This is a genomic window from Bradyrhizobium sp. CB2312 (assembly GCF_029714425.1).
Taxonomy (GTDB): domain Bacteria; phylum Pseudomonadota; class Alphaproteobacteria; order Rhizobiales; family Xanthobacteraceae; genus Bradyrhizobium.
This window is the reverse complement of record NZ_CP121668.1, coordinates 7,503,515-7,521,430: the sequence shown is the minus strand read 5'-3', so window position 1 is coordinate 7,521,430 and position 17,916 is coordinate 7,503,515. Positions and strand designations below refer to the sequence as shown.

21 protein-coding genes and 1 pseudogene are annotated in these 17,916 nt (G+C 64.7%); 17 read left to right on the top strand and 5 right to left on the bottom strand.

Features of this window, described 5'->3' with window-relative positions:
• The first annotated feature begins 69 nt into the window (after positions 1-69).
• The 12 genes from QA642_RS36525 to QA642_RS36470 all read left to right on the top strand — a co-directional run bounded on the left by QA642_RS36525 (position 70) and on the right by QA642_RS36470 (position 13,660).
• A complete protein-coding gene (locus tag QA642_RS36525) occupies positions 70-1,107 on the top strand; it encodes a class 1 fructose-bisphosphatase (RefSeq protein WP_283081224.1) in 1,038 nt (345 codons plus the stop codon).
• A gap of 11 nt (positions 1,108-1,118) precedes the next feature.
• Positions 1,119-1,994: a phosphoribulokinase gene (locus QA642_RS36520; RefSeq protein ID WP_283081223.1), complete on the top strand. Its 876-nt coding sequence runs from the start codon at positions 1,119-1,121 to the stop codon at positions 1,992-1,994.
• A gap of 16 nt (positions 1,995-2,010) precedes the next feature.
• Positions 2,011-4,029, top strand: a complete 2,019-nt coding sequence (tkt, locus tag QA642_RS36515) for a transketolase (RefSeq protein ID WP_283081222.1) — start codon at positions 2,011-2,013, stop codon at positions 4,027-4,029.
• A 12-nt stretch (positions 4,030-4,041) separates the two neighbouring features.
• Positions 4,042-5,127 (top strand): class II fructose-bisphosphate aldolase, encoded by a 1,086-nt coding sequence (gene fba / locus QA642_RS36510; RefSeq protein ID WP_283081221.1) that lies wholly within the window; start codon positions 4,042-4,044, stop codon positions 5,125-5,127.
• A 33-nt stretch (positions 5,128-5,160) separates the two neighbouring features.
• Complete coding sequence (locus QA642_RS36505; protein WP_283081220.1) at positions 5,161-6,621, top strand: form I ribulose bisphosphate carboxylase large subunit; 1,461 nt, start codon at positions 5,161-5,163, stop codon at positions 6,619-6,621.
• Positions 6,622-6,632: 11 nt separating this feature from the next.
• Positions 6,633-7,040 (top strand): ribulose bisphosphate carboxylase small subunit, encoded by a 408-nt coding sequence (locus tag QA642_RS36500; RefSeq protein WP_027558230.1) that lies wholly within the window; start codon positions 6,633-6,635, stop codon positions 7,038-7,040.
• 101 nt (positions 7,041-7,141) lie between these two features.
• Positions 7,142-8,074 carry a CbbX protein gene (gene cbbX / locus QA642_RS36495; protein ID WP_283081219.1) on the top strand — a complete coding sequence of 311 codons (933 nt, stop codon included), beginning with the start codon at positions 7,142-7,144 and terminating at the stop codon, positions 8,072-8,074.
• On the top strand, positions 8,071-8,808 hold the full coding sequence (gene rpe, locus QA642_RS36490; RefSeq protein ID WP_283081218.1) for a ribulose-phosphate 3-epimerase: 738 nt from the start codon (positions 8,071-8,073) through the stop codon (positions 8,806-8,808). The genes cbbX and rpe overlap by 4 nt, the downstream gene beginning before the upstream one ends.
• Before the next feature lie 267 nt (positions 8,809-9,075).
• The gene (locus QA642_RS36485) at positions 9,076-10,929 is read left to right on the top strand and encodes an EAL domain-containing protein (RefSeq protein ID WP_283081217.1); all 1,854 of its coding nucleotides are present in this window, start codon (positions 9,076-9,078) and stop codon (positions 10,927-10,929) included.
• 171 nt (positions 10,930-11,100) lie between these two features.
• Entirely contained in the window at positions 11,101-11,313 is a 213-nt protein-coding gene (locus tag QA642_RS36480; protein WP_283081216.1) for a hypothetical protein, read from the top strand.
• A gap of 179 nt (positions 11,314-11,492) precedes the next feature.
• A complete protein-coding gene (locus QA642_RS36475; RefSeq protein ID WP_283081215.1) occupies positions 11,493-13,025 on the top strand; it encodes a Do family serine endopeptidase in 1,533 nt (510 codons plus the stop codon).
• Between the two features lie 272 nt (positions 13,026-13,297).
• Entirely contained in the window at positions 13,298-13,660 is a 363-nt protein-coding gene (locus QA642_RS36470) for a hypothetical protein (protein WP_027558239.1), read from the top strand.
• A gap of 18 nt (positions 13,661-13,678) precedes the next feature.
• Here QA642_RS36470 and QA642_RS36465 read toward each other — a convergent pair whose 3' ends face one another.
• Together QA642_RS36465 and QA642_RS36460 are read right to left on the bottom strand one after the other, a co-directional pair.
• Positions 13,679-13,963, bottom strand: a complete 285-nt coding sequence (locus tag QA642_RS36465) for a DUF6496 domain-containing protein (protein ID WP_283081214.1) — start codon at positions 13,961-13,963, stop codon at positions 13,679-13,681.
• A 76-nt stretch (positions 13,964-14,039) separates the two neighbouring features.
• Positions 14,040-14,234, bottom strand: coding sequence for a DUF3072 domain-containing protein (locus tag QA642_RS36460; protein WP_283081213.1), 195 nt, complete (start codon positions 14,232-14,234; stop codon positions 14,040-14,042).
• A 115-nt stretch (positions 14,235-14,349) separates the two neighbouring features.
• Between QA642_RS36460 and QA642_RS36455 the strand changes: the two genes are divergently transcribed.
• The 4 genes and pseudogenes from QA642_RS36455 to QA642_RS36440 all read left to right on the top strand — a co-directional run.
• The gene (locus QA642_RS36455) at positions 14,350-14,571 is read left to right on the top strand and encodes a hypothetical protein (RefSeq protein ID WP_027558242.1); all 222 of its coding nucleotides are present in this window, start codon (positions 14,350-14,352) and stop codon (positions 14,569-14,571) included.
• An 18-nt stretch (positions 14,572-14,589) separates the two neighbouring features.
• Positions 14,590-14,772 (top strand): hypothetical protein, encoded by a 183-nt coding sequence (locus QA642_RS36450; RefSeq protein ID WP_283081212.1) that lies wholly within the window; start codon positions 14,590-14,592, stop codon positions 14,770-14,772.
• Between the two features lie 61 nt (positions 14,773-14,833).
• Positions 14,834-15,034, top strand: a complete 201-nt coding sequence (locus QA642_RS36445) for a hypothetical protein (protein WP_283081211.1) — start codon at positions 14,834-14,836, stop codon at positions 15,032-15,034.
• 52 nt (positions 15,035-15,086) lie between these two features.
• Positions 15,087-15,395 (top strand): annotated as a pseudogene (locus QA642_RS36440) (DJ-1/PfpI family protein); the annotation flags it as partial.
• A gap of 79 nt (positions 15,396-15,474) precedes the next feature.
• On the opposite strand, the gene QA642_RS36435 reads toward QA642_RS36440, so the two are convergent.
• On the bottom strand, positions 15,475-15,714 hold the full coding sequence (locus QA642_RS36435; protein ID WP_283081210.1) for a hypothetical protein: 240 nt from the start codon (positions 15,712-15,714) through the stop codon (positions 15,475-15,477).
• A gap of 94 nt (positions 15,715-15,808) precedes the next feature.
• Entirely contained in the window at positions 15,809-16,066 is a 258-nt protein-coding gene (locus tag QA642_RS36430) for a hypothetical protein (RefSeq protein ID WP_283081209.1), read from the bottom strand.
• Between the two features lie 141 nt (positions 16,067-16,207).
• Between QA642_RS36430 and QA642_RS36425 the strand changes: the two genes are divergently transcribed.
• Positions 16,208-16,429, top strand: coding sequence for a hypothetical protein (locus tag QA642_RS36425; RefSeq protein ID WP_283081208.1), 222 nt, complete (start codon positions 16,208-16,210; stop codon positions 16,427-16,429).
• On the opposite strand, the gene QA642_RS36420 is transcribed toward QA642_RS36425, so the two are convergent.
• Positions 16,426-17,916 (bottom strand): HWE histidine kinase domain-containing protein, encoded by a 1,491-nt coding sequence (locus tag QA642_RS36420; RefSeq protein ID WP_283081207.1) that lies wholly within the window; start codon positions 17,914-17,916, stop codon positions 16,426-16,428. The two genes, QA642_RS36425 and QA642_RS36420, sit on opposite strands and share 4 nt — an antisense overlap.

The following is a 17,916-nucleotide window of genomic DNA, read 5'->3' as shown; positions in this document are numbered from 1 at the left end:
TGGGACTGACCGCACCGACCTCCAGCGGGGAGGGAACTGGATGCGGCGCCAGCAAGGGGATGGACGCAGATGACCGGGCAACTCAGGCTGGACGACCACCTTCAACGGTATTCCGAGACGGCGCCGCATGCGCTCGCGGTTGCGGCCGCAGTCGACGCCATCGCGGCGGCGGCGATCGAGATCGCCGATCTCATCGCGACAGGCGATCTCGCCGACGCCTCCGGCCTGACCACCGGCCGCAACAGCGATGGCGACGTCCAGCGCGATCTCGACGTCCAGGCCGATGCGATCCTGCGACGCTGCCTCGGCAAGCTCCCGATCGCGGCGCTGGCGTCGGAGGAAATGCGCGAGCCGCAGATCGGTGATCGCGAAGGCCGCGTCTGTGTCGCGATTGATCCGCTCGACGGCTCCTCCAACATCGACATCAACATGACGGTCGGCACGATCTTCTCGATCCTGCCCGCGCCCGACGATCTGAGCCTTGCCTTCCATCAGCGTGGCTCGGCGCAGCTTGCCGCGGGGTTTGTCACCTACGGCCCGCAGACCTCGCTGGTGCTGACGCTCGGCGACGGCGTCGACATCTTCACGCTCGACCGCAAGGCTGGCTGCTTCCGCTTCGCACGCAGCGCCGTGCAGATCTCCGAGGCCTGCGAGGAGTTCGCGATCAACACGTCGAACCGCCGGCACTGGGATCCGCCGGTGCGCGCCTTCATCGACGAATGCCTTGCCGGCGTCGAGGGGCCCGCGAACCACAATTTCAACATGCGCTGGATCGGCTCGCTGGTGGCGGAGGCCTATCGCATCCTCACCCGCGGCGGCGTGTTCCTGTATCCGTCAGACGCGCGTCCCGGCTATGGCGACGGCCGCCTGCGCCTCACCTATGAGGCGCATCCGATGGCCATGATCATCGAGCAGGCCGGCGGCTCGGCCTCGACCGGGCGCGAGCGCATCCTCGATCTGTCGGCGCAAAGCCTGCATCAGCGCGTGCCGCTGATCATGGGCTCGAGCAACGAGGTGCGGCGTGTCGAGGAGCTGCATTGCGATCCGCTTTTGGTTGCCAGCGTCGCCGCGCCGCTGTTCGCGCGACGCGGTTTCTTCCGGCTGTAGGAGGGCGTCCCATGTCCAGGAAGCATCCGATCATCTCCATCACCGGCTCCTCCGGCGCCGGCACCACCTCAGTCAAGAAGACGTTCGAGCAGATCTTCTTCCGCGAGAAGGTCAACGCCGTCTACATCGAGGGCGACGCCTTCCATCGTTACGACCGCGCCGAGATGCGCACGAAGATGGCCACGGAGGCCGAGCGCGGCAACAAGCATTTCAGCCATTTCAGCCCCGAGACCAATCTGTTCGAGGAACTGGAGCGGGCGTTCCGCGACTATGGCGAGACCGGCACAGCGACGACGCGGCATTACGTGCACGACGCAGAGGAGTCCGCGCTGCATGGCGCCGCCCCCGGCACCTTCACCGAATGGGAACGGCTGCCGGAGAGTTCGGACCTGTTGTTCTACGAGGGCCTGCATGGCGCTGTCGTCACCGACAAGGTCAATGTTGCGCGCTATGCCGATCTCAAGATCGGCGTCGTGCCCGTCATCAATCTCGAATGGATCCAGAAGCTGCATCGCGACCGCAGTGCGCGCGGCTATTCGACCGAGGCCGTCACCGACACCATCCTGCGGCGGATGCCGGACTACATCCACTACATCTGCCCGCAATTCACCGAGACCGACATCAATTTCCAGCGCGTGCCGACTGTGGACACCTCCAATCCGTTCATCGCGCGCTGGATCCCGACGCCGGACGAATCGATGGTCGTGATCCGCTTCAAGAATCCGCGCGGCATCGACTTTCCCTATCTGCTCTCGATGCTGCCGCACAGCTGGATGTCCCGCGCGAATTCCATCGTGTGTCCGGGCGCGAAGCTCGATCTCGCGATGCAGCTCATCCTGACGCCGCTGATCATGCAGCTGATCGAGCGCAAGCGCAGCCTGAAGTGAACGAGGCGAGAATCCGATGAACATCTCCGTCTACGCCGAAGCCGACCTCACCGCGGTCACGCACAACGATCTCGCCAACGCCGTCCGTTTTCTCGCGGTGGATGCCATCGAGACCTCGCAGTCCGGCCATCCCGGCCTGCCCATGGGCATGGCCGATGTCGCGACCGTGCTATTCTCGCGCTTCCTGAAGTTCGACTCGGCCCATCCCAACTGGCCGGACCGCGACCGCTTCGTGCTGTCGGCGGGGCACGGCTCGATGCTACTCTATGCGCTGCTGCATCTCACCGGCGGCGCGGTCAGCCTCGACGATATCAAGGCCTTCCGGCAATGGGGCTCGAAGACGCCGGGCCATCCCGAATATGGCCATACGCCCGGCGTCGAGACCACGACGGGTCCGCTGGGACAGGGCATTGCGACCGCGGTCGGCATGGCGCTCGCCGAGCGCATGGCCAATGCGCGGCATGGCGACGGCCTCGTCGATCACTTCACCTATGTCATCGCCGGCGACGGCTGTCTGATGGAGGGCATCAGCCAGGAGGCGATCTCGCTGGCCGGCCACCTTCAGCTCGGCCGCCTGATCGTGCTGTTCGACGACAACGGCATCTCCATCGATGGGCCAACGTCGCTTGCGACCTCGGACGATCAACTTGCACGCTTCGCCGCCTCCGGCTGGTCGGTGCGCCGCGTCGACGGGCACGATTCTGAAGCCGTCGCTCAGGCGATTGCGGAGGAGCGCGAAACCGCAAAACCGTCGCTGATCGCCTGCCGCACCATCATTGGCTACGGCGCGCCTGATAGACAGGGGACCGAGAAAGCGCATGGCGCGCCGCTCGGCACCGAACAGACCGCGGCAGCGCGCCGAACTCTCGGTTGGGACTATCAGCCCTTCGTGGTGCCGATTCCCATCGCGAAGGCGTGGCGGATGATCGGGCAGCGCGGGCAGGTCGAGCGTCTCGCCTGGCTCGATCGCTACGAAGGCGCGACGCCGGAGCAGCGCGATCTGTTCGTCGAGAGCAAGGCCGTTGCCCTGCCGAACGCCTATGCCCGGGCCTCGGCGAAATTGCGCGAACGCTTTGCCAGCGAGCGGCCGAAGCTCGCGACGCGGCAGGCCTCGCAACAGGTGCTCGAGGCCGTCGCCGGAACGATTCCCGGGCTGATCGGAGGCTCCGCCGACCTGACGCATTCGAACCTGACGCACGCCAAGGCGCAAGTCCCGGTCAAGAGTGGCGCATTCGCCGGCGACTACATCCATTACGGCATCCGCGAGCACGGCATGGCGGCTGCGATGAACGGCCTCGCGCTGCATGGTGGATTCATTCCCTATGGCGGCACCTTCCTCGCCTTCTCCGATTACAGCCGGCCCGCGATCCGCCTTGCGGCTCTGATGCGGCTGCGCGTCATCCATGTCATGACGCACGACTCCATCGGCCTCGGCGAGGACGGACCGACGCATCAGCCGGTCGAGCATCTCGCCGCGCTGCGGGTGATTCCGAATCTTCTGGTGTTCCGGCCGGCCGATGCGGTCGAAACGCTGGAGGCCTGGGACTGCGCGCTCGAAGAGGAAGACCGTCCCTCCGTGCTCTGCCTGTCGCGGCAGGCGTTGCCGACCTTCCGCAGCGATGTCCGCGGCCGGAACCGCGTCGCCCGCGGCGCCTATCTCATCGTCTCGCCCGATGGTGGCCGCGACGTCACGCTGATGGCGACCGGCTCGGAAGTGTCGATCGCGTTGGAAGCAGCCCGTCTGCTCGCGACCGAGCACGTACGTGCCGCCGTGGTCTCCGCGCCGTGCTTGGCGTTGTTCGAGGAGCAGCCGGACGATTACCGCGCTGCCGTGCTCGGCATCGCGCCGCGCGTCGGCGTCGAGGCAGCAGTCGTCGGCGATTGGCATCGCTGGATCGGCGCTGGCGGCGAGTTCGTCGGCATGCGCGGCTTCGGCGCCTCGGCACCGGCACCGGTGCTCTACCGCGAATTCGGCATCACGCCGCAAAGCGTTGCCGAAGCCGCCCGCCGGGCGATCGCACGCAAGAAACAATAAGGAGGACTGCCCGTGGCCCGTATCACCCTTCGCCAACTGCTCGATCATGCCGCCAATCACGGCTACGCCGTGCCGGCGTTCAACATCAACAACATGGAGCAGGGCATCGCGATCGTGCAGGCGGCGGCTGAGGTCGATGCGCCCGTGATCATCCAGGCCTCGCGCGGTGCGCGCAGCTATGCCGGCGATCTCATGCTGTCGCACATGATCGACGCGCTGGAGCGCACCTATCCGGATATCCCGCTGTGCATGCACCAGGACCACGGCAATGACGAGGCGACCTGCGCCTCCGCAATCGCCCATGGCTTCACCTCTGTCATGATGGACGGCTCGCTCAAGGCCGATGCCAAGACCGCGGCGGATTACGACTACAACGTCGCGATCACCCGCCGCGTCGTCGATCTCGCCCATTGGACCGGCGCCTCCGTCGAAGGCGAGCTCGGCGTGCTCGGCTCGCTCGAACATGGCGGCGGCGAGCAGGAGGATGGTCACGGCGTCGAAGGCAAGGTCAGCCACGATCAGCTGTTGACCGATCCCGACCAGGCCGTCGACTTCGTCCGCGCCACCAAGGTCGATGCGCTCGCCATCGCGATGGGCACCTCGCACGGCGCCTACAAGTTCAGCCGCAAGCCGGATGGCGACATCCTGGCGATGCGGGTGGTCGAGGAGATTCATCGCCGGCTGCCGAACACGCATCTCGTCATGCACGGCTCCTCCTCGGTGCCGCAGCCGCTCCAGGACATGTTCAACCAGTTCGGCGGCGAGATGCCGCAGACCTGGGGCGTGCCGGTCGAGGAGATCGTCCGCGGCATCAAGAGCGGCGTGCGCAAGGTCAATATCGACACCGACTGTCGTCTGGCCATGACCGCTGTGTTCCGCAAAGTCGCGACTGAGGCGCGCTCCGAGTTCGATCCGCGCAAGTTCCTCAAGCCCGCGATGGATGCGATGCGTGAGCTCTGCCGCGACCGCTTCGAGCAGTTCGGAACCGCGGGCCATGCCAGCAAGATCAAGGTCATTCCCCTGAGCGAGATGGCGCGCCGCTACCGCGCCGGCGAGCTCGATCCGCGCATTGGCGCCCGCGAGCCGGTCGCAGCCTAATCATTCAGAGAGAGAGAAGAGCAGGAGAGAGCCATGAATGCACACGCAGGAACCGTCCGCGGCAAGGAGAGATATCGCTCGGGCGTGATGGAATACAAGCGCATGGGCTACTGGGAGCCCGACTACACGCCAAAGGACACCGACGTCATCGCTCTGTTCCGCGTCACGCCGCAGGAGGGCGTCGATCCGATCGAGGCATCCGCCGCAGTCGCGGGCGAATCCTCGACCGCGACCTGGACGGTGGTGTGGACGGATCGCCTGACCGCTGCGGAGAAATACCGCGCGAAGTGCTACCGCGTCGATCCGGTGCCGGGCTCGCCGGGCTCGTACTTCGCCTACATCGCCTATGATCTCGACCTGTTCGAGCCCGGCTCGATCGCCAATCTCTCGGCCTCGATCATCGGCAACGTGTTCGGCTTCAAGCCGCTCAAGGCGCTGCGTCTGGAGGACATTCGCTTTCCGGTCGCCTATGTGAAGACGTTCCAGGGGCCGGCGACCGGCATCGTGGTCGAGCGCGAGCGGCTCGACAAGTTCGGCCGGCCGCTGCTCGGTGCAACAGTGAAGCCGAAGCTCGGACTCTCCGGGCGAAACTACGGCCGCGTCGTCTACGAGGCGCTGAAGGGCGGACTCGACTTCACCAAGGACGACGAGAACATCAACTCGCAGCCCTTCATGCATTGGCGTGACCGCTTCCTCTATTGCATGGAGGCGGTGAACCGCGCGCAGGCCGCCTCGGGCGAGGTGAAGGGGACGTATCTGAACGTCACCGCGGCGACCATGGAGGACATGTACGAGCGCGCGGAATTCGCCAAGGAGCTTGGCTCGGTGATCGTCATGATCGACCTCGTGATCGGCTACACCGCGATCCAGTCGATGGCGAAATGGGCGCGCCGCAACGACATGATCCTGCATCTGCATCGCGCTGGTCACTCAACCTATACGCGGCAGAAGAGCCATGGCGTGTCGTTCCGCGTCATCGCCAAATGGATGCGGCTCGCCGGCGTCGACCACATCCATGCCGGCACCGTGGTCGGCAAGCTCGAAGGCGATCCCAACACCACGCGCGGTTATTACGACGTCTGCCGCGAGGACTTCAACCCGATGAAGCTCGAACACGGGCTGTTCTTCGACCAGTCGTGGGCGAGCCTGAACAAGATGATGCCGGTGGCCTCCGGCGGCATCCATGCCGGCCAGATGCATCAGCTGCTCGATCTCCTCGGCGAGGACGTCGTGCTGCAATTCGGCGGCGGCACCATCGGCCATCCCATGGGCATCGCCGCGGGCGCGATCGCCAACCGCGTGGCGCTTGAGGCGATGATCCTCGCCCGCAACGAGGGCCGCGACTACGTCCATGAAGGCCCGGAGATCCTGGCGAAGGCTGCGCAGACCTGCACGCCGCTGAAGTCCGCGCTCGAGGTCTGGAAGGACGTCACGTTCAACTATCAATCCACCGACACGCCGGACTTCGTGCCGACGGCGCTGGAAACCGTCTGAGGAGTTTTGAGATGAAACTGACCCAGGGCTGCTTCTCGTTCCTTCCTGATCTCACCGACGACCAGATCTACAAGCAGGTGCAGTATTGCCTCACGAACGGCTGGGCGGTGAACATCGAGTTCACCGACGACCCGCATCCCCGCAGCACCTATTGGGAGATGTGGGGCCTGCCGATGTTCGACCTCCAGGACGCTGCCGGCGTGATGATGGAGCTCGCCGAATGCCGCAGGGTGTATGGTGACCGCTACATCCGCATCAGCGGCTTCGATTCCAGTCATGGCTGGGAATCGGTGCGGATCTCGTTCATCGTCAACCGGCCTCCGAAAGAGGCGGAGTTCGAGCTGGTGCGGCAGGAGGTGGGCGGACGCGCCATCCGCTACACCACCGTGCGGAAGCTCGCCGCGCACGCTTCTCAATAGCCATTCTCCCTCCGCGCGGAGCACTCGCTGCTCCGTTTCCTTGGCGGACCACTGCTTCGCCGCATCCCCCCGCGGCGAAGCTCTTTTCTTCGAGGGTAGCCATGCTGGATGTCCCCCACGCCACGACAACCGAACCCGGCGAGACCAGTTTCGATCTACGCAAGGAAGCTGAAGCCGCCGGAGTCACCGACACGCTGCAACAGCTCGAGCAGGAGTTGATCGGGCTCAAGCCGGTGAAGAACCGCGTACGCCAGATCGCTTCACTGCTGCTGATCGAGCGCATCCGGCAGCGCGCGGGCCTTGCCGCCGCGCCGCCGACGCTGCACATGTCGTTTACCGGCAATCCCGGTACCGGCAAGACCACCGTGGCGCTGCGCATGGCGAAGATTCTGCACGGGCTCGGCTTCGTGCGGCGCGGGCAGGTGATCTCGGTGACGCGCGACGATCTCGTCGGCCAATATATCGGCCACACCGCGCCGAAGACCAAGGAGATCCTGAAGAAGGCGATGGGCGGCGTGCTGTTCATCGACGAGGCCTATTATCTGCACCGGCCAGACAACGAGCGCGACTATGGCCAGGAGGCGATCGAGATCCTGCTCCAGGTGATGGAGAACCAGCGCGAGGATCTCGTCGTGATCCTCGCCGGCTATGGCGAGCGGATGACGAGCTTCTTCGCCTCCAATCCAGGCTTCCGTTCGCGCATCGCGCACCACATCGAATTCCCGGATTATGCCGAATCCGAGCTGCTCGTCATCGCCGAGCTGATGCTGAAGGAGCGCGGTTATCGCTTCTCGGCGGCAGCGCGGGAAGCGTTCGAAAAATACATCGCGCTGCGCCGGACCCAGCCGTTCTTCTCCAATGCGCGCTCGATCCGAAACGCTGTCGACCGCATCCGCCTGCGCCAGGCCGATCGCCTGGTGTCCGATCTCGACCGCATGCTCGATGTCGCCGATCTCGAAACCATCGATCCCATGGATGTCCTTGCAAGCCGCGTGTTCACCGGTGGAGCAGATGCGCGGAGTGCAAAGCCATGAGCAGGGACATCATCATCGCCCCCTCGATCCTGGCTGCGGATTTCGCCCGTCTCGGCGAGGAGATCGCAGCGATCGACGCAGCCGGTGCCGACTGGATCCATTGCGACGTGATGGACGGACATTTCGTGCCGAACATCAGCTTTGGCGCCGATGTCATCAAGGCGATCCGTCCGGTGACGTCGAAGATCTTCGACGTGCATCTGATGATCGCACCGACTGATCCGTATCTCGAGGCGTTCGCCAAGGCCGGTGCCGATATCATCACCGTTCACGCCGAGGCAGGTCCGCATCTCGACCGCTCGCTCCAGGCAATCCGCGCGCTCGGCAAGAAGGCCGGCGTCAGCCTGTGTCCGGCGACACCAGAAAGCGTGATCGAATATGTGCTCGATCGGCTCGACCTGGTACTGGTGATGACGGTCAATCCCGGCTTCGGCGGCCAGTCCTTCATCGGCTCCCAGATCGAGAAGATCAGGCGGGTTCGCAGCATGATCGGCGACCGGCCGATACGGCTCGAGGTCGATGGCGGCGTCACGCGCGACAATGCTGGTGCCGTCGCCGCCGCGGGCGCCGATACGCTGGTCGCGGGATCGGCGGTGTTCCGCGGCAGGAGCCGCGCCGATTATGCCACCAACATTGCCGCCATTCGCGCTGCTGCGGAAGTCGGGCGGGTTCCGAAATTGCAGGAAATTTCCGCCCAGCCGATGCGGGCCGGAGAGGGCGCGCTCATCCGGTAGACGACGGATCAGACGCGCGGCGATGTCGTCGCGGTTCCGATCGTGCCCAAGCGCGCCATCTTTCTCCGGGGTTCTACGGAGGATGCCGCGCAAACCGACCGATTCTTTTCAGGCCGGGGTAACCAACGCGGCCGGGACGCGAGTTCGATTAACGCCCACGCAATGCTGAGCGCCTCAATCTGCGGTTCAGGAACGCTATGAGAGCGCGGGGATGCGGAACGCAGATATTTGCAGGCATGAGGCCTGCACGCGGCGCGGAGCGATGGCATGATGCACCGCTTGTTCGCCGAGCAGCTCCGCTGCGCCACCGATGCCGCCGGACAGGTCGATCTCGTCAAATTGGGCGAGCTCGTCAGCGCGGCCTATGAGGCTAGCGATCGCGGCCGTCAGAGATTGACGGACGTGCGCGGGCACACCCATGACGAGGTCGAGCAGGATCTGCTGCGGACCCAGGAATTCCTCGACACCATCGTCGAGAACATTCCCATCGCCGTGTTCGCGAAGTGCGCGAAGGATTCGCGCTACATCCTGCTCAACCGCGCCGGCGAAGACTATTACGGCGTGCCGCGTGAGCAGATGCTGGGCAGGACTCCCGAGGAGATCTTCCCGGCCGACGTCGCCCGCATGGTCAACGAGCAGGACCGCCGGGTGGTCGCCAGCGGGATGCCGATGTTCCTGGAGGAGCACCTGCTCGAAGTCGGCGTCAAGGGCCACGACCGCGTCGTCAATTCGCGCAAGATGCTGATCACGGACGGCGCGGGTGAGCCGCAATATCTGGTCGGCGTGATCGAGGACGTCACCGAGCGCGTCAACACGCAGGAACGCATCAGCCATCTCGCACATCACGACGTGCTGACCGATCTGCCCAACCGCAGTGCATTCAATGTCGCGCTGGCGGAGCGGCTGGAACGGGCGCAGGAGGCCTCGACCAGTTTTGCGGTGCTGAGCCTCGATCTCGATCGCTTCAAGGAAGTCAACGACGTATTCGGCCACCCCGTCGGCGACATGCTGATGCGGGCGGCGGCGGACCGTCTTGCAGCGGAGGCCGACGGCGCCTTCATCGCCCGCGTCGGCGGCGACGAATTCATGATCCTGATGCCGGACGGTGCCCGCCGTGGCGCGGTGCTGGCGCTCGGCGAGCGTCTGGTCGAGGCGATCGGCACTGAGCTCGAGGTCGACGATTATCTCTCCCATGTCGGCCTCAGCGTCGGCATCGCGGTCTACCCCGATGACGGAATGGACGCGGAGACACTGCTCGCCAACGCCGATTCCGCGCTCTATCGCGCCAAGCGCGAGGGCAGGGGCCGGGTCCGCTTCTTCGAATCCGAGATGGACCAGGAGCTGCGCGACCGCAGGCTGTTGCAGCACGATCTGCGTCAGGCGCTGGAGCAGAACCAGCTCCTCGTCTACTTCCAGCCGCAGGCCCGGATGGATGGCGAGGTCGTCGGCTTCGAGGCGCTGCTGCGCTGGAACCATCCGACGCGCGGCTTCGTGCCGCCGGACCAGTTCATTCCGCTCGCCGAGGAGAACGGGCTGATCATCCAGATCGGCGAATGGGTCCTGCGCGAAGCGTGCCGCGAGGCGGCGTCCTGGCCGCGGCCGGTGCCGGTCGCGGTCAATTTGTCGCCGGTCCAGTTCCAGGCCGGCGACCTCGAGCGCTCGATCCACCAGATCCTGCTGGAGACGGGCCTCGCGCCAGGCCGGCTCGAGGTCGAGATCACCGAGGGCGTGCTGATCGGCGATTTCACGCGCGCGCTGAATCTGCTGCGGCGTTTGAAGGTGCTCGGCATCCGCATCGCCATGGACGATTTCGGCACCGGCTATTCGTCGTTGTCCTATCTCCAGTCGTTTCCGTTCGACAAGATCAAGATCGACCGCAGCTTCATCTCCAATCTCGAGGCGAGTCCGCAATCGGCCGAGATCGTCCGCGCGGTCCTCAGCCTTGCGCGCGCCCTGAACATTCCTGTCGTCGCCGAAGGGGTGGAGACGGAAGCCCAGCGTGCCTTCCTGGCGGGGGAGGCTTGCGACGAGATGCAGGGCTACCTCATCGGCCGGCCCGAACCGATCGAACGGTATCTCGATCTGATCGGCATTACCGTCGAGCGCCGCCGCTACGCCTGAGGCCTTGCGAGTTCCACCCTGGTTCTGCGCTAGGAACCAATCTTCACTTGCGCATTTCTGAAAAGTTAACTTTGATCCGGCCGGCCGTGCGTGCAGCAAATCTGTTGCACGGCCGCCATCGGCCTGACGCAAATCAGGGCAATAAGCCCAGTGAATGCGAGGGAGGGTCTCATGGAGAACGTACGTCGCTACCGGGCGCTGGCGTCCCTCTGTCGTCAGCAGGCGGCCTATCGGCCGCTCCAGAACTGGGAACTCCTCGGCCAGGCCGAGCATTTCGAACATCTCGCCGAGACCGAGCTGAAGGCGCATTTCGACGCCTGCAACGCACAACGCGACGAGGACGCCGCCGCGGCCGCAGCGTGGGAGACTCACGTCGCCGCGTGAAGAGCTTGTTGGCACCGCCTCGTTAGAAGGGGCGGGCAGCAGGCCGAGCGATTCCGGCGTCCGTCGTCGATTTCGGCTGCGCCTTTCTTTGCCAAGATTTAATCGCGTGGACGGGACGTCGTAAGGTGACGATGTCCATGTTGGGTTCAAGGCGACTTACCCAACATGGACATTTCGACATGAACGATCGCGTCAATTCCGACACCCCCCGCACGATCCTGAAGCCGCGCCGGCTCGCGCTGCTCGGCACCGTGGCCGCGCTCGGCGTGGCCGTGCTCGCAGCCTCTCCTGCTTCCTCGCAATTCGGCATCACCTCCTTCGTCGCGCCGGCCCAGGCCGCGGAAGGCGCCGCGACGCCGCAGGGCTTCGGTGATCTCGTTGCCAAGGTCAAACCCGCCGTCATCTCGGTGCGGGTCAAGATCGACCAGGACAACGACAAGAGCGCGATGATGCAGCAGAACCGGATGGATTCGGACGAGGATTCGCCGTTCGACCAGTTCTCGCGGCAGTTCGGTTTCCGCGGCCCCGGCATGAACGGCATGCCGCGCCAGCGCCATCAGGTCATCACCGGCGAAGGCTCCGGCTTCTTCATCTCCGCCGACGGCTATGCCGTGACCAACAACCACGTCGTCGACCATGCCGAGTCCGTGCAGGTGACGATGGATGACGGCACGGTCTACACCGCGAAGGTGGTCGGCACCGATCCGAAGACCGATCTTGCGCTGATCAAGGTCGACGGCAAGAAGGACTTCCCGTTCGTCAAGTTCTCCGACCAGAAGCCGCGTATCGGCGACTGGGTGGTCGCTGTCGGCAATCCCTTCGGCCTCGGCGGCACCGTCACGGCCGGCATCGTCTCGGCCAGCGGCCGCGACATCGGCAACGGACCCTATGACGACTTCATCCAGATCGACGCGCCCATCAACAAGGGCAATTCCGGCGGTCCGGCCTTCGACATGAGCGGCAACGTGATCGGCGTGAACACCGCCATCTTCTCGCCCTCCGGCGGCTCAGTCGGCATCGGCTTCGACATTCCGGCCTCGACCGCGAAGCTCGTCGTCGCGCAGCTCAAGGACAAGGGTGCGGTGACGCGCGGCTGGCTCGGCGTGCAGGTGCAGCCGGTGACGTCGGAGATCGCCGACAGCCTCGGCCTCAAGGAAGCGCGCGGCGCGATCGTCGACAATCCGCAGGACGGCAGCCCGGCGGCGAAGGCCGGCATCGAGGCCGGCGACGTCATCACCGCCGTCAACGGCACCGCAATCAAGGACTCCCGCGATCTCGCCCGCACCATCGCTACGCTGGCGCCCGGGACTTCGGTGAAGCTCGACGTCTTGCACAAGGGCGCAGCCAAGACGGTGACGCTCGCGCTCGGCGAGCTGCCGAACGAGCGGCAGGCCCAAGGCAAGACCGGCGAGGGCAAGGTGCAGCCGGATGCCGGCACGCCGCGCCTCGGGCTGAGCCTGGCTCCGGCCGGCGAGGTGCAGGGCGCCGGCCAGAAGGGCGTCGTCGTCACCGAGGTCGATCCGCAAGGGCCGGCGGCACAGCGCGGCATCCAGACCGGCGACGTCATCCTCAATGTCGGCGGCAAGGCCGTTGCCAATGTCGGCGACGTCCGCTCGGAGCTGGCGCAGGCCAAGTCGTCCGGCAAGCGCAGCGTGCTGTTGCAGGTCAAGAGCGCGGAGGCGACCCGGTTCGTCGCGGTGCCGCTCGCGTAAGGCGAACGTCGACCGGACCAAATCCAAAGGCGGCCCTTGGGGCCGCCTTTTCTGTTCGCCTTGAGAAGTACCCGGGATATCCGATAACATTCTCGTTAACGGCAGGGACGATGACGCGGTTCGTCCGAAAAAGCCGTGTTCGCTGATCACTGTTCCGAGTCGTATATCTGACTGGCGGCAACGGAGCCGCCGAGACGGTTGCAAGCGTGGACCTTCGAACTGCCGCCGCTTTTTGGAACCGGTCGGTGGTTCGCATTTGATCGGTGCCGAACATGGATCGATTGAAGCTCTCGCTGAGGCGTGCGTTGCTTGTGGCGCCATTGGTGCTGTGGAGCGGAAACGCCCTCGGGCGTGATGACGGCCGTTACGCCGACTCCCCGCTCAAGCCATGGTTCGACAGCCTGCGCAGCCATCTTGGCCCGTGCTGTTCGGATGCGGATGGTTTTGCCGTTGCCGATCCCGACTGGGAGTCGCACAACGGGCATTATCGGGTGCGGCTCGACGGGCAATGGGTCGAGGTGCCGGATGAAGCCGTTATTACCGAGCCGAACCGGGCCGGCCGCACCATGGTGTGGCCGGTGAAGACGGCGTTCGGGATTTCGATCCGCTGCTTCATGCCGGGCAGCATGATCTGACACGCACCGCCGCGAGCGCTAGGAGGATTTGCGCTTCGACGACCTCTTGGATGATTTCCTGGATGACTTCTTGGACGTCTTTTTCTTGGACGTCTTGCGCTTCGACGCCTTCTTCGGGACTTTCTTGCCCTTCTTGCGCGCCTTCGACAGTCCGATCGCGATCGCCTGCTTGCGGCTCTTCACGCGTCCGCCACGTCCGCCACGTCCGCTCTTCGCGGTGCCCTTCTTGTAGCGCCGCATCTCGCTTTCGACGTCGCTGCCGGAGCTGCGCGAGTAGCGGCGTTTCTTTGCCTTGCGTGCCATGCATTTTCTCCCTTGGCCGGGGAAAAACCATTGGACACAAGCAAGGTTCCCTGACCGTGCGGAGCGTTCCGCCTGCCTAGAAAGAATTCGCGAGCTCGATCTCCGCTTCGAGCGCGCGGATGCGCCGCGCAGCTTCAGCGGAGGACAGATCCCGATCGTATTGTGCCGGCTGGTAGGTCTCCTCGCTGAGTCGCTTCAACCTCAAACCTTGCGCGCGGGTCATCTGCTCCATGAGAAAAGCCTTGGCGTCGTATTTACCCTGAACCTGCATGTCACTGCTCCGTCCTGAAATCGTGACTTGACTATATGTTCTTATTTTGTTCTAACAAGCCATGGACAACAGAATTAATGAAATTCGACGTAAAATCAGTGCCTTGAGGCTAGAGATGGCCGATATCGAGGCGTCGGTCCGCGACCTCGTCAATCGCGATCGCGACTGCACCGAAAAGGCCCTGGCGCAGATGGATCTGCGCCGGAGGATCAATCTGCTGATCGGCGAATGGAAAGCCGCCGGCGGTGGCGACGTCCTGCCTGATGTCCGCGACCGGGTGCGCCTTCGTCCCGTGAAGACAGCCGTCAATCCGGTGCGCGCCATCGCGCGCCGCTGATAGTTCCGGAGGCGCGCGGTGGAGGAAGACCCGGACACGTACCGGACTCTAAGACTGCGCGCCGAAATCCTCGAGCTCGGCTCCGCGATCCGGCAATTGCAGCGCGAGGGGCTCGATGATGCTGCGGCCCAGCTCCTGATTGCACGCAAGCGAGCGCAGCTCGAGCAGCTCGTGAAAGCCAACGCTCCGGGGCGCCTTTAACATCCCTGACATCCGACGCAGCTAAAGCGAGCGCGCTACGCGAACACGCTGGAGCTCGCCGATGCACGATGCCGAAATGGCCGCTTTGATACAGGCCGTGCTGGACGACGTCTGCGCCGGGCTTCCTCTCTCCGAACTCGCGACGCGCGACCGTGTCGCCACGCGGCTGCGTGAGGCCGCGCAAACAGGTCGCCGCTCGATCGAGGATCTAAAACAGGCTGCGCGAGATGCTCTGGTCCGCGCACCGACGATGTGGCGCTAGCGCTCGGCGTGGTGATTTGACCGCCATCATGCCGCTGCGCGAAGCCGCACACCTCTTGCGTGTCGAGCCGAAGGCGCTGTCCTTCATCAAGGAGATCTTCAACGCCAAGAAGATCGTCGCCGCCATTTGCCACGCGCCCTGGCTCCTGATCGAGACCGGCATCGCCAAGGGTCGCAAGATGACGTCATACAAGTCGATCAAGACCGACGTCATCAACGCCGGCGCGACATGGGAAGACTCACAAGTCGTCGTCGACCAGGGCGTCATCACCTCGCGCAACCCCGGCGACCTCGACGCCTTCAGCGCCAAGATCATCGAAGAGGTGAAGGAAGGCCGTCACGTCCAGCGCAGCGCTGCGTGACTTTTGCTGCACTTTTTCGACGAAAAGCCCCGCATTGCCGCGGGGCTTTTGTTTGAGATGCGGCCGAAGCTATGTGAGCTTACTTGCTCATGCCGCCCTTGCTGTTCGTCATCGTGCCGCCCTGATCGGAGCCCGGGCCAGAACCGCCCTGGCCGGAGGCGTCGGGGCCTTTCGAGGGCTTGGTGTTCGCGCCGGTGGTCTGCGACGATGACATCGAGGATCCATGCTTGGCCTTGTGCGACTTGGCCTGCGCGGCGAACGGGGCGGCTGCAAGGCCGGTTGCCAGCATCACGGCGAGAGCGAGCTTGGTTGTCTTCATGCGGGGGAACTCCCTGGGTTAAAATGACGCAGGCTGCCAACCGCCGTTGGCCGCAGGAGTTCCCAACAAAGATTTCCCAGGTGTCAGGCAAACTTCAAGATTGCTTGTCCTCCGCGAGGATGAACACGACGCCGGTGAGCGTCGCGCCGATCGCGAAGGTCGTCACGAGCGTGAGGGTGAAGACGAGAACCGCCTGACGTCCGCCGTCATTCACGAGGTTGGCGACGGCTGGATTGGACAGGATGAGCGCAAGGCTGAAGGCGAGGCCGAGGGCTGCGCCCATCATCGCATGCGTCATCAGCTTGATGAGGCCAGTAGGAGAAATCAGATCCGACGACTTTTTCGTGCGCATGGAACCGCGTCCCGAATCCAGCAGACAAATGCGCGACACGTTCGTTGGTTCCCTCCGGATCAAGGAATTTCGTCGCGCGCTTCATCCGACGTTCATGCCGGGCTTGCGAGGATATGGGCCAGCAACACGGGAACATTCGATATGGGTAAGGTAGTTTTTCTTTACCGCTCGCTGGCTTATCGCAATGCCGCTGCGGACATCCTGCGCAAAGCACGCAAGCTGCCGCGCGGCGCGGAGCGAAGCGCGGCCCGCCGCTATGCGAAGGCGCTACGCGATCTCGCCCGAACGGAAGCCTGGCTCGAGGGGCGCGTCGCGCGCGAACCGCGGACGGCGCAGCGCAGGACCAGCGCGGCGTCAGGCTAACCGGATGCGCGCTGCAATTCGACGGAGCTGGGCGCCTCGAACTTGCCGGGTGTCGTCGTTGCTGCTGACTTGCGTGTCAGCGGCACGTCCAGGCGGCACAACAGGCCCTCGGCCCGCCAATCGAATTGCGCCTGTCCGCCGAGCTGGGACTCGACGCTGGCAAGCAGGCTCCGCGTGCCGAAGCCGCGCGATTTCGGCGTCCTGACCAGCGGGCCGCCGGATTCCTCCCAGGTCAGCTTGAGCAGGTCGTCGTCGACCTGCCAGCCGATCATGAGCCGCCCCGATCGCGTCGAGAGCGCGCCATACTTTGCCGAATTGGTGAAAAGCTCGTGCAGCGCCAGCGCGAGCGTCTGGGCGGTGGCCGGCAGCAACTGAACTTCGGGACCTGCGAGCTTGATCTGGCCGCCGAGCGAGTAGGGCGCTAGCTCTTCGTCGATCAGCCTGGAGAGCTCGGCGCCCTGCCAGCTCGACAGCGACAGGATCGTATGCACGCGCGCCAGCGCGTTGATGCGGCCCTCGACGGCGTTGACATAGGCCTTGACCTCATCGGCGCGGGTCAGACGCACGATCGATTGCGCCAGCGCCAGCGCATTCTTGGCGCGATGATCGACCTCCCGCGCCAGCAGATTCTGCCGCTCCTCGGCCCGCTTGCGTTCGGTGATATCAACCGTGACACCGCTCACGCGCACGACGCGGCCGCTATTGTCCGCCGTCGCGGCGGCCGTGCCGACGCACCAGCGCACTTCGCCGTCGGGCCGCACGATCCGGAACTCCGTCTCGTAAGCGCGCGTGCCTTTGTTGAATTCGGCGACGGCATTGCGCAGCTGATCGACGTCGTCGGGATGCAACAGGGCCTGAACGTTGGCGGGGTTGACGTCGAAACTCTCGGGGCTCACGCCGAAGATGCGGTACTGGCCCTCGTCCCACATCCAGTCGCCGGTGACCCAGTCCCAGTCCCAGGAGCCCATCTTGCCGGCGGCAATCGCCATGCTGCGCCGCTCTTCGCTCTCGCGCAGCTTCGCGGTGGAGTTCTCCAGTTCCGCGGTACGGGCGCGGACGCGGTCCTCGAGGTCCTGGTTCAGCCGCTCGAGCTCCCGCGTCTTGCGATAGAGCTCTGCAAATACCTTGACCTTCGCGCGCAGCACCTCGGGCACGACAGGCACGGGGACGTAGTCGACCGCGCCCATCTCGTAGCCACGCAGCCGGTCGATGTCGCTGACCTGGATCGCCGAGATGAAGATCATCGCGGTCTTCTGGAAGCGTGGATGCTCGCGGATCATCGCGGCGAGCTCGAAACCGTCGAGCTCGGGCATGCAGACGTCGACCAGGATCACCGCGATCTCGGTCTTGAGCAGCACCTCCAGCGCCTCGCGGCCGGACGAAGCGATCACGAGGTTCTCGCCGAGATCCTTCAAGATCACCTCGTAGGCGAGCAGCTTGGCCGGCTGGTCGTCGACGAGGAGGATGTTGACCTTTTCGTGGTCCAT

Coding starts and splice junctions, on each gene's coding strand:
- QA642_RS36485 (WP_283081217.1), top strand. CDS start 9,076: ATGATGCACCGCTTGTTCGCCGAGCAGCTCCGCTGCGCCACCGATGCC.
- QA642_RS36480 (WP_283081216.1), top strand. CDS start 11,101: ATGGAGAACGTACGTCGCTACCGGGCGCTGGCGTCCCTCTGTCGTCAG.
- QA642_RS36435 (WP_283081210.1), bottom strand. CDS start 15,714: ATGAAGACAACCAAGCTCGCTCTCGCCGTGATGCTGGCAACCGGCCTT.
- QA642_RS36465 (WP_283081214.1), bottom strand. CDS start 13,963: ATGGCACGCAAGGCAAAGAAACGCCGCTACTCGCGCAGCTCCGGCAGC.
- QA642_RS36500 (WP_027558230.1), top strand. CDS start 6,633: ATGAAACTGACCCAGGGCTGCTTCTCGTTCCTTCCTGATCTCACCGAC.
- QA642_RS36505 (WP_283081220.1), top strand. CDS start 5,161: ATGAATGCACACGCAGGAACCGTCCGCGGCAAGGAGAGATATCGCTCG.
- QA642_RS36470 (WP_027558239.1), top strand. CDS start 13,298: ATGGATCGATTGAAGCTCTCGCTGAGGCGTGCGTTGCTTGTGGCGCCA.
- QA642_RS36430 (WP_283081209.1), bottom strand. CDS start 16,066: ATGCGCACGAAAAAGTCGTCGGATCTGATTTCTCCTACTGGCCTCATC.
- QA642_RS36445 (WP_283081211.1), top strand. CDS start 14,834: ATGCACGATGCCGAAATGGCCGCTTTGATACAGGCCGTGCTGGACGAC.
- QA642_RS36455 (WP_027558242.1), top strand. CDS start 14,350: ATGGCCGATATCGAGGCGTCGGTCCGCGACCTCGTCAATCGCGATCGC.
- QA642_RS36520 (WP_283081223.1), top strand. CDS start 1,119: ATGTCCAGGAAGCATCCGATCATCTCCATCACCGGCTCCTCCGGCGCC.
- QA642_RS36425 (WP_283081208.1), top strand. CDS start 16,208: ATGGGTAAGGTAGTTTTTCTTTACCGCTCGCTGGCTTATCGCAATGCC.
- QA642_RS36525 (WP_283081224.1), top strand. CDS start 70: ATGACCGGGCAACTCAGGCTGGACGACCACCTTCAACGGTATTCCGAG.
- QA642_RS36475 (WP_283081215.1), top strand. CDS start 11,493: ATGAACGATCGCGTCAATTCCGACACCCCCCGCACGATCCTGAAGCCG.
- QA642_RS36420 (WP_283081207.1), bottom strand. CDS start 17,916: ATGGACCACGAAAAGGTCAACATCCTCCTCGTCGACGACCAGCCGGCC.
- QA642_RS36460 (WP_283081213.1), bottom strand. CDS start 14,234: ATGCAGGTTCAGGGTAAATACGACGCCAAGGCTTTTCTCATGGAGCAG.
- tkt (WP_283081222.1), top strand. CDS start 2,011: ATGAACATCTCCGTCTACGCCGAAGCCGACCTCACCGCGGTCACGCAC.
- rpe (WP_283081218.1), top strand. CDS start 8,071: ATGAGCAGGGACATCATCATCGCCCCCTCGATCCTGGCTGCGGATTTC.
- cbbX (WP_283081219.1), top strand. CDS start 7,142: ATGCTGGATGTCCCCCACGCCACGACAACCGAACCCGGCGAGACCAGT.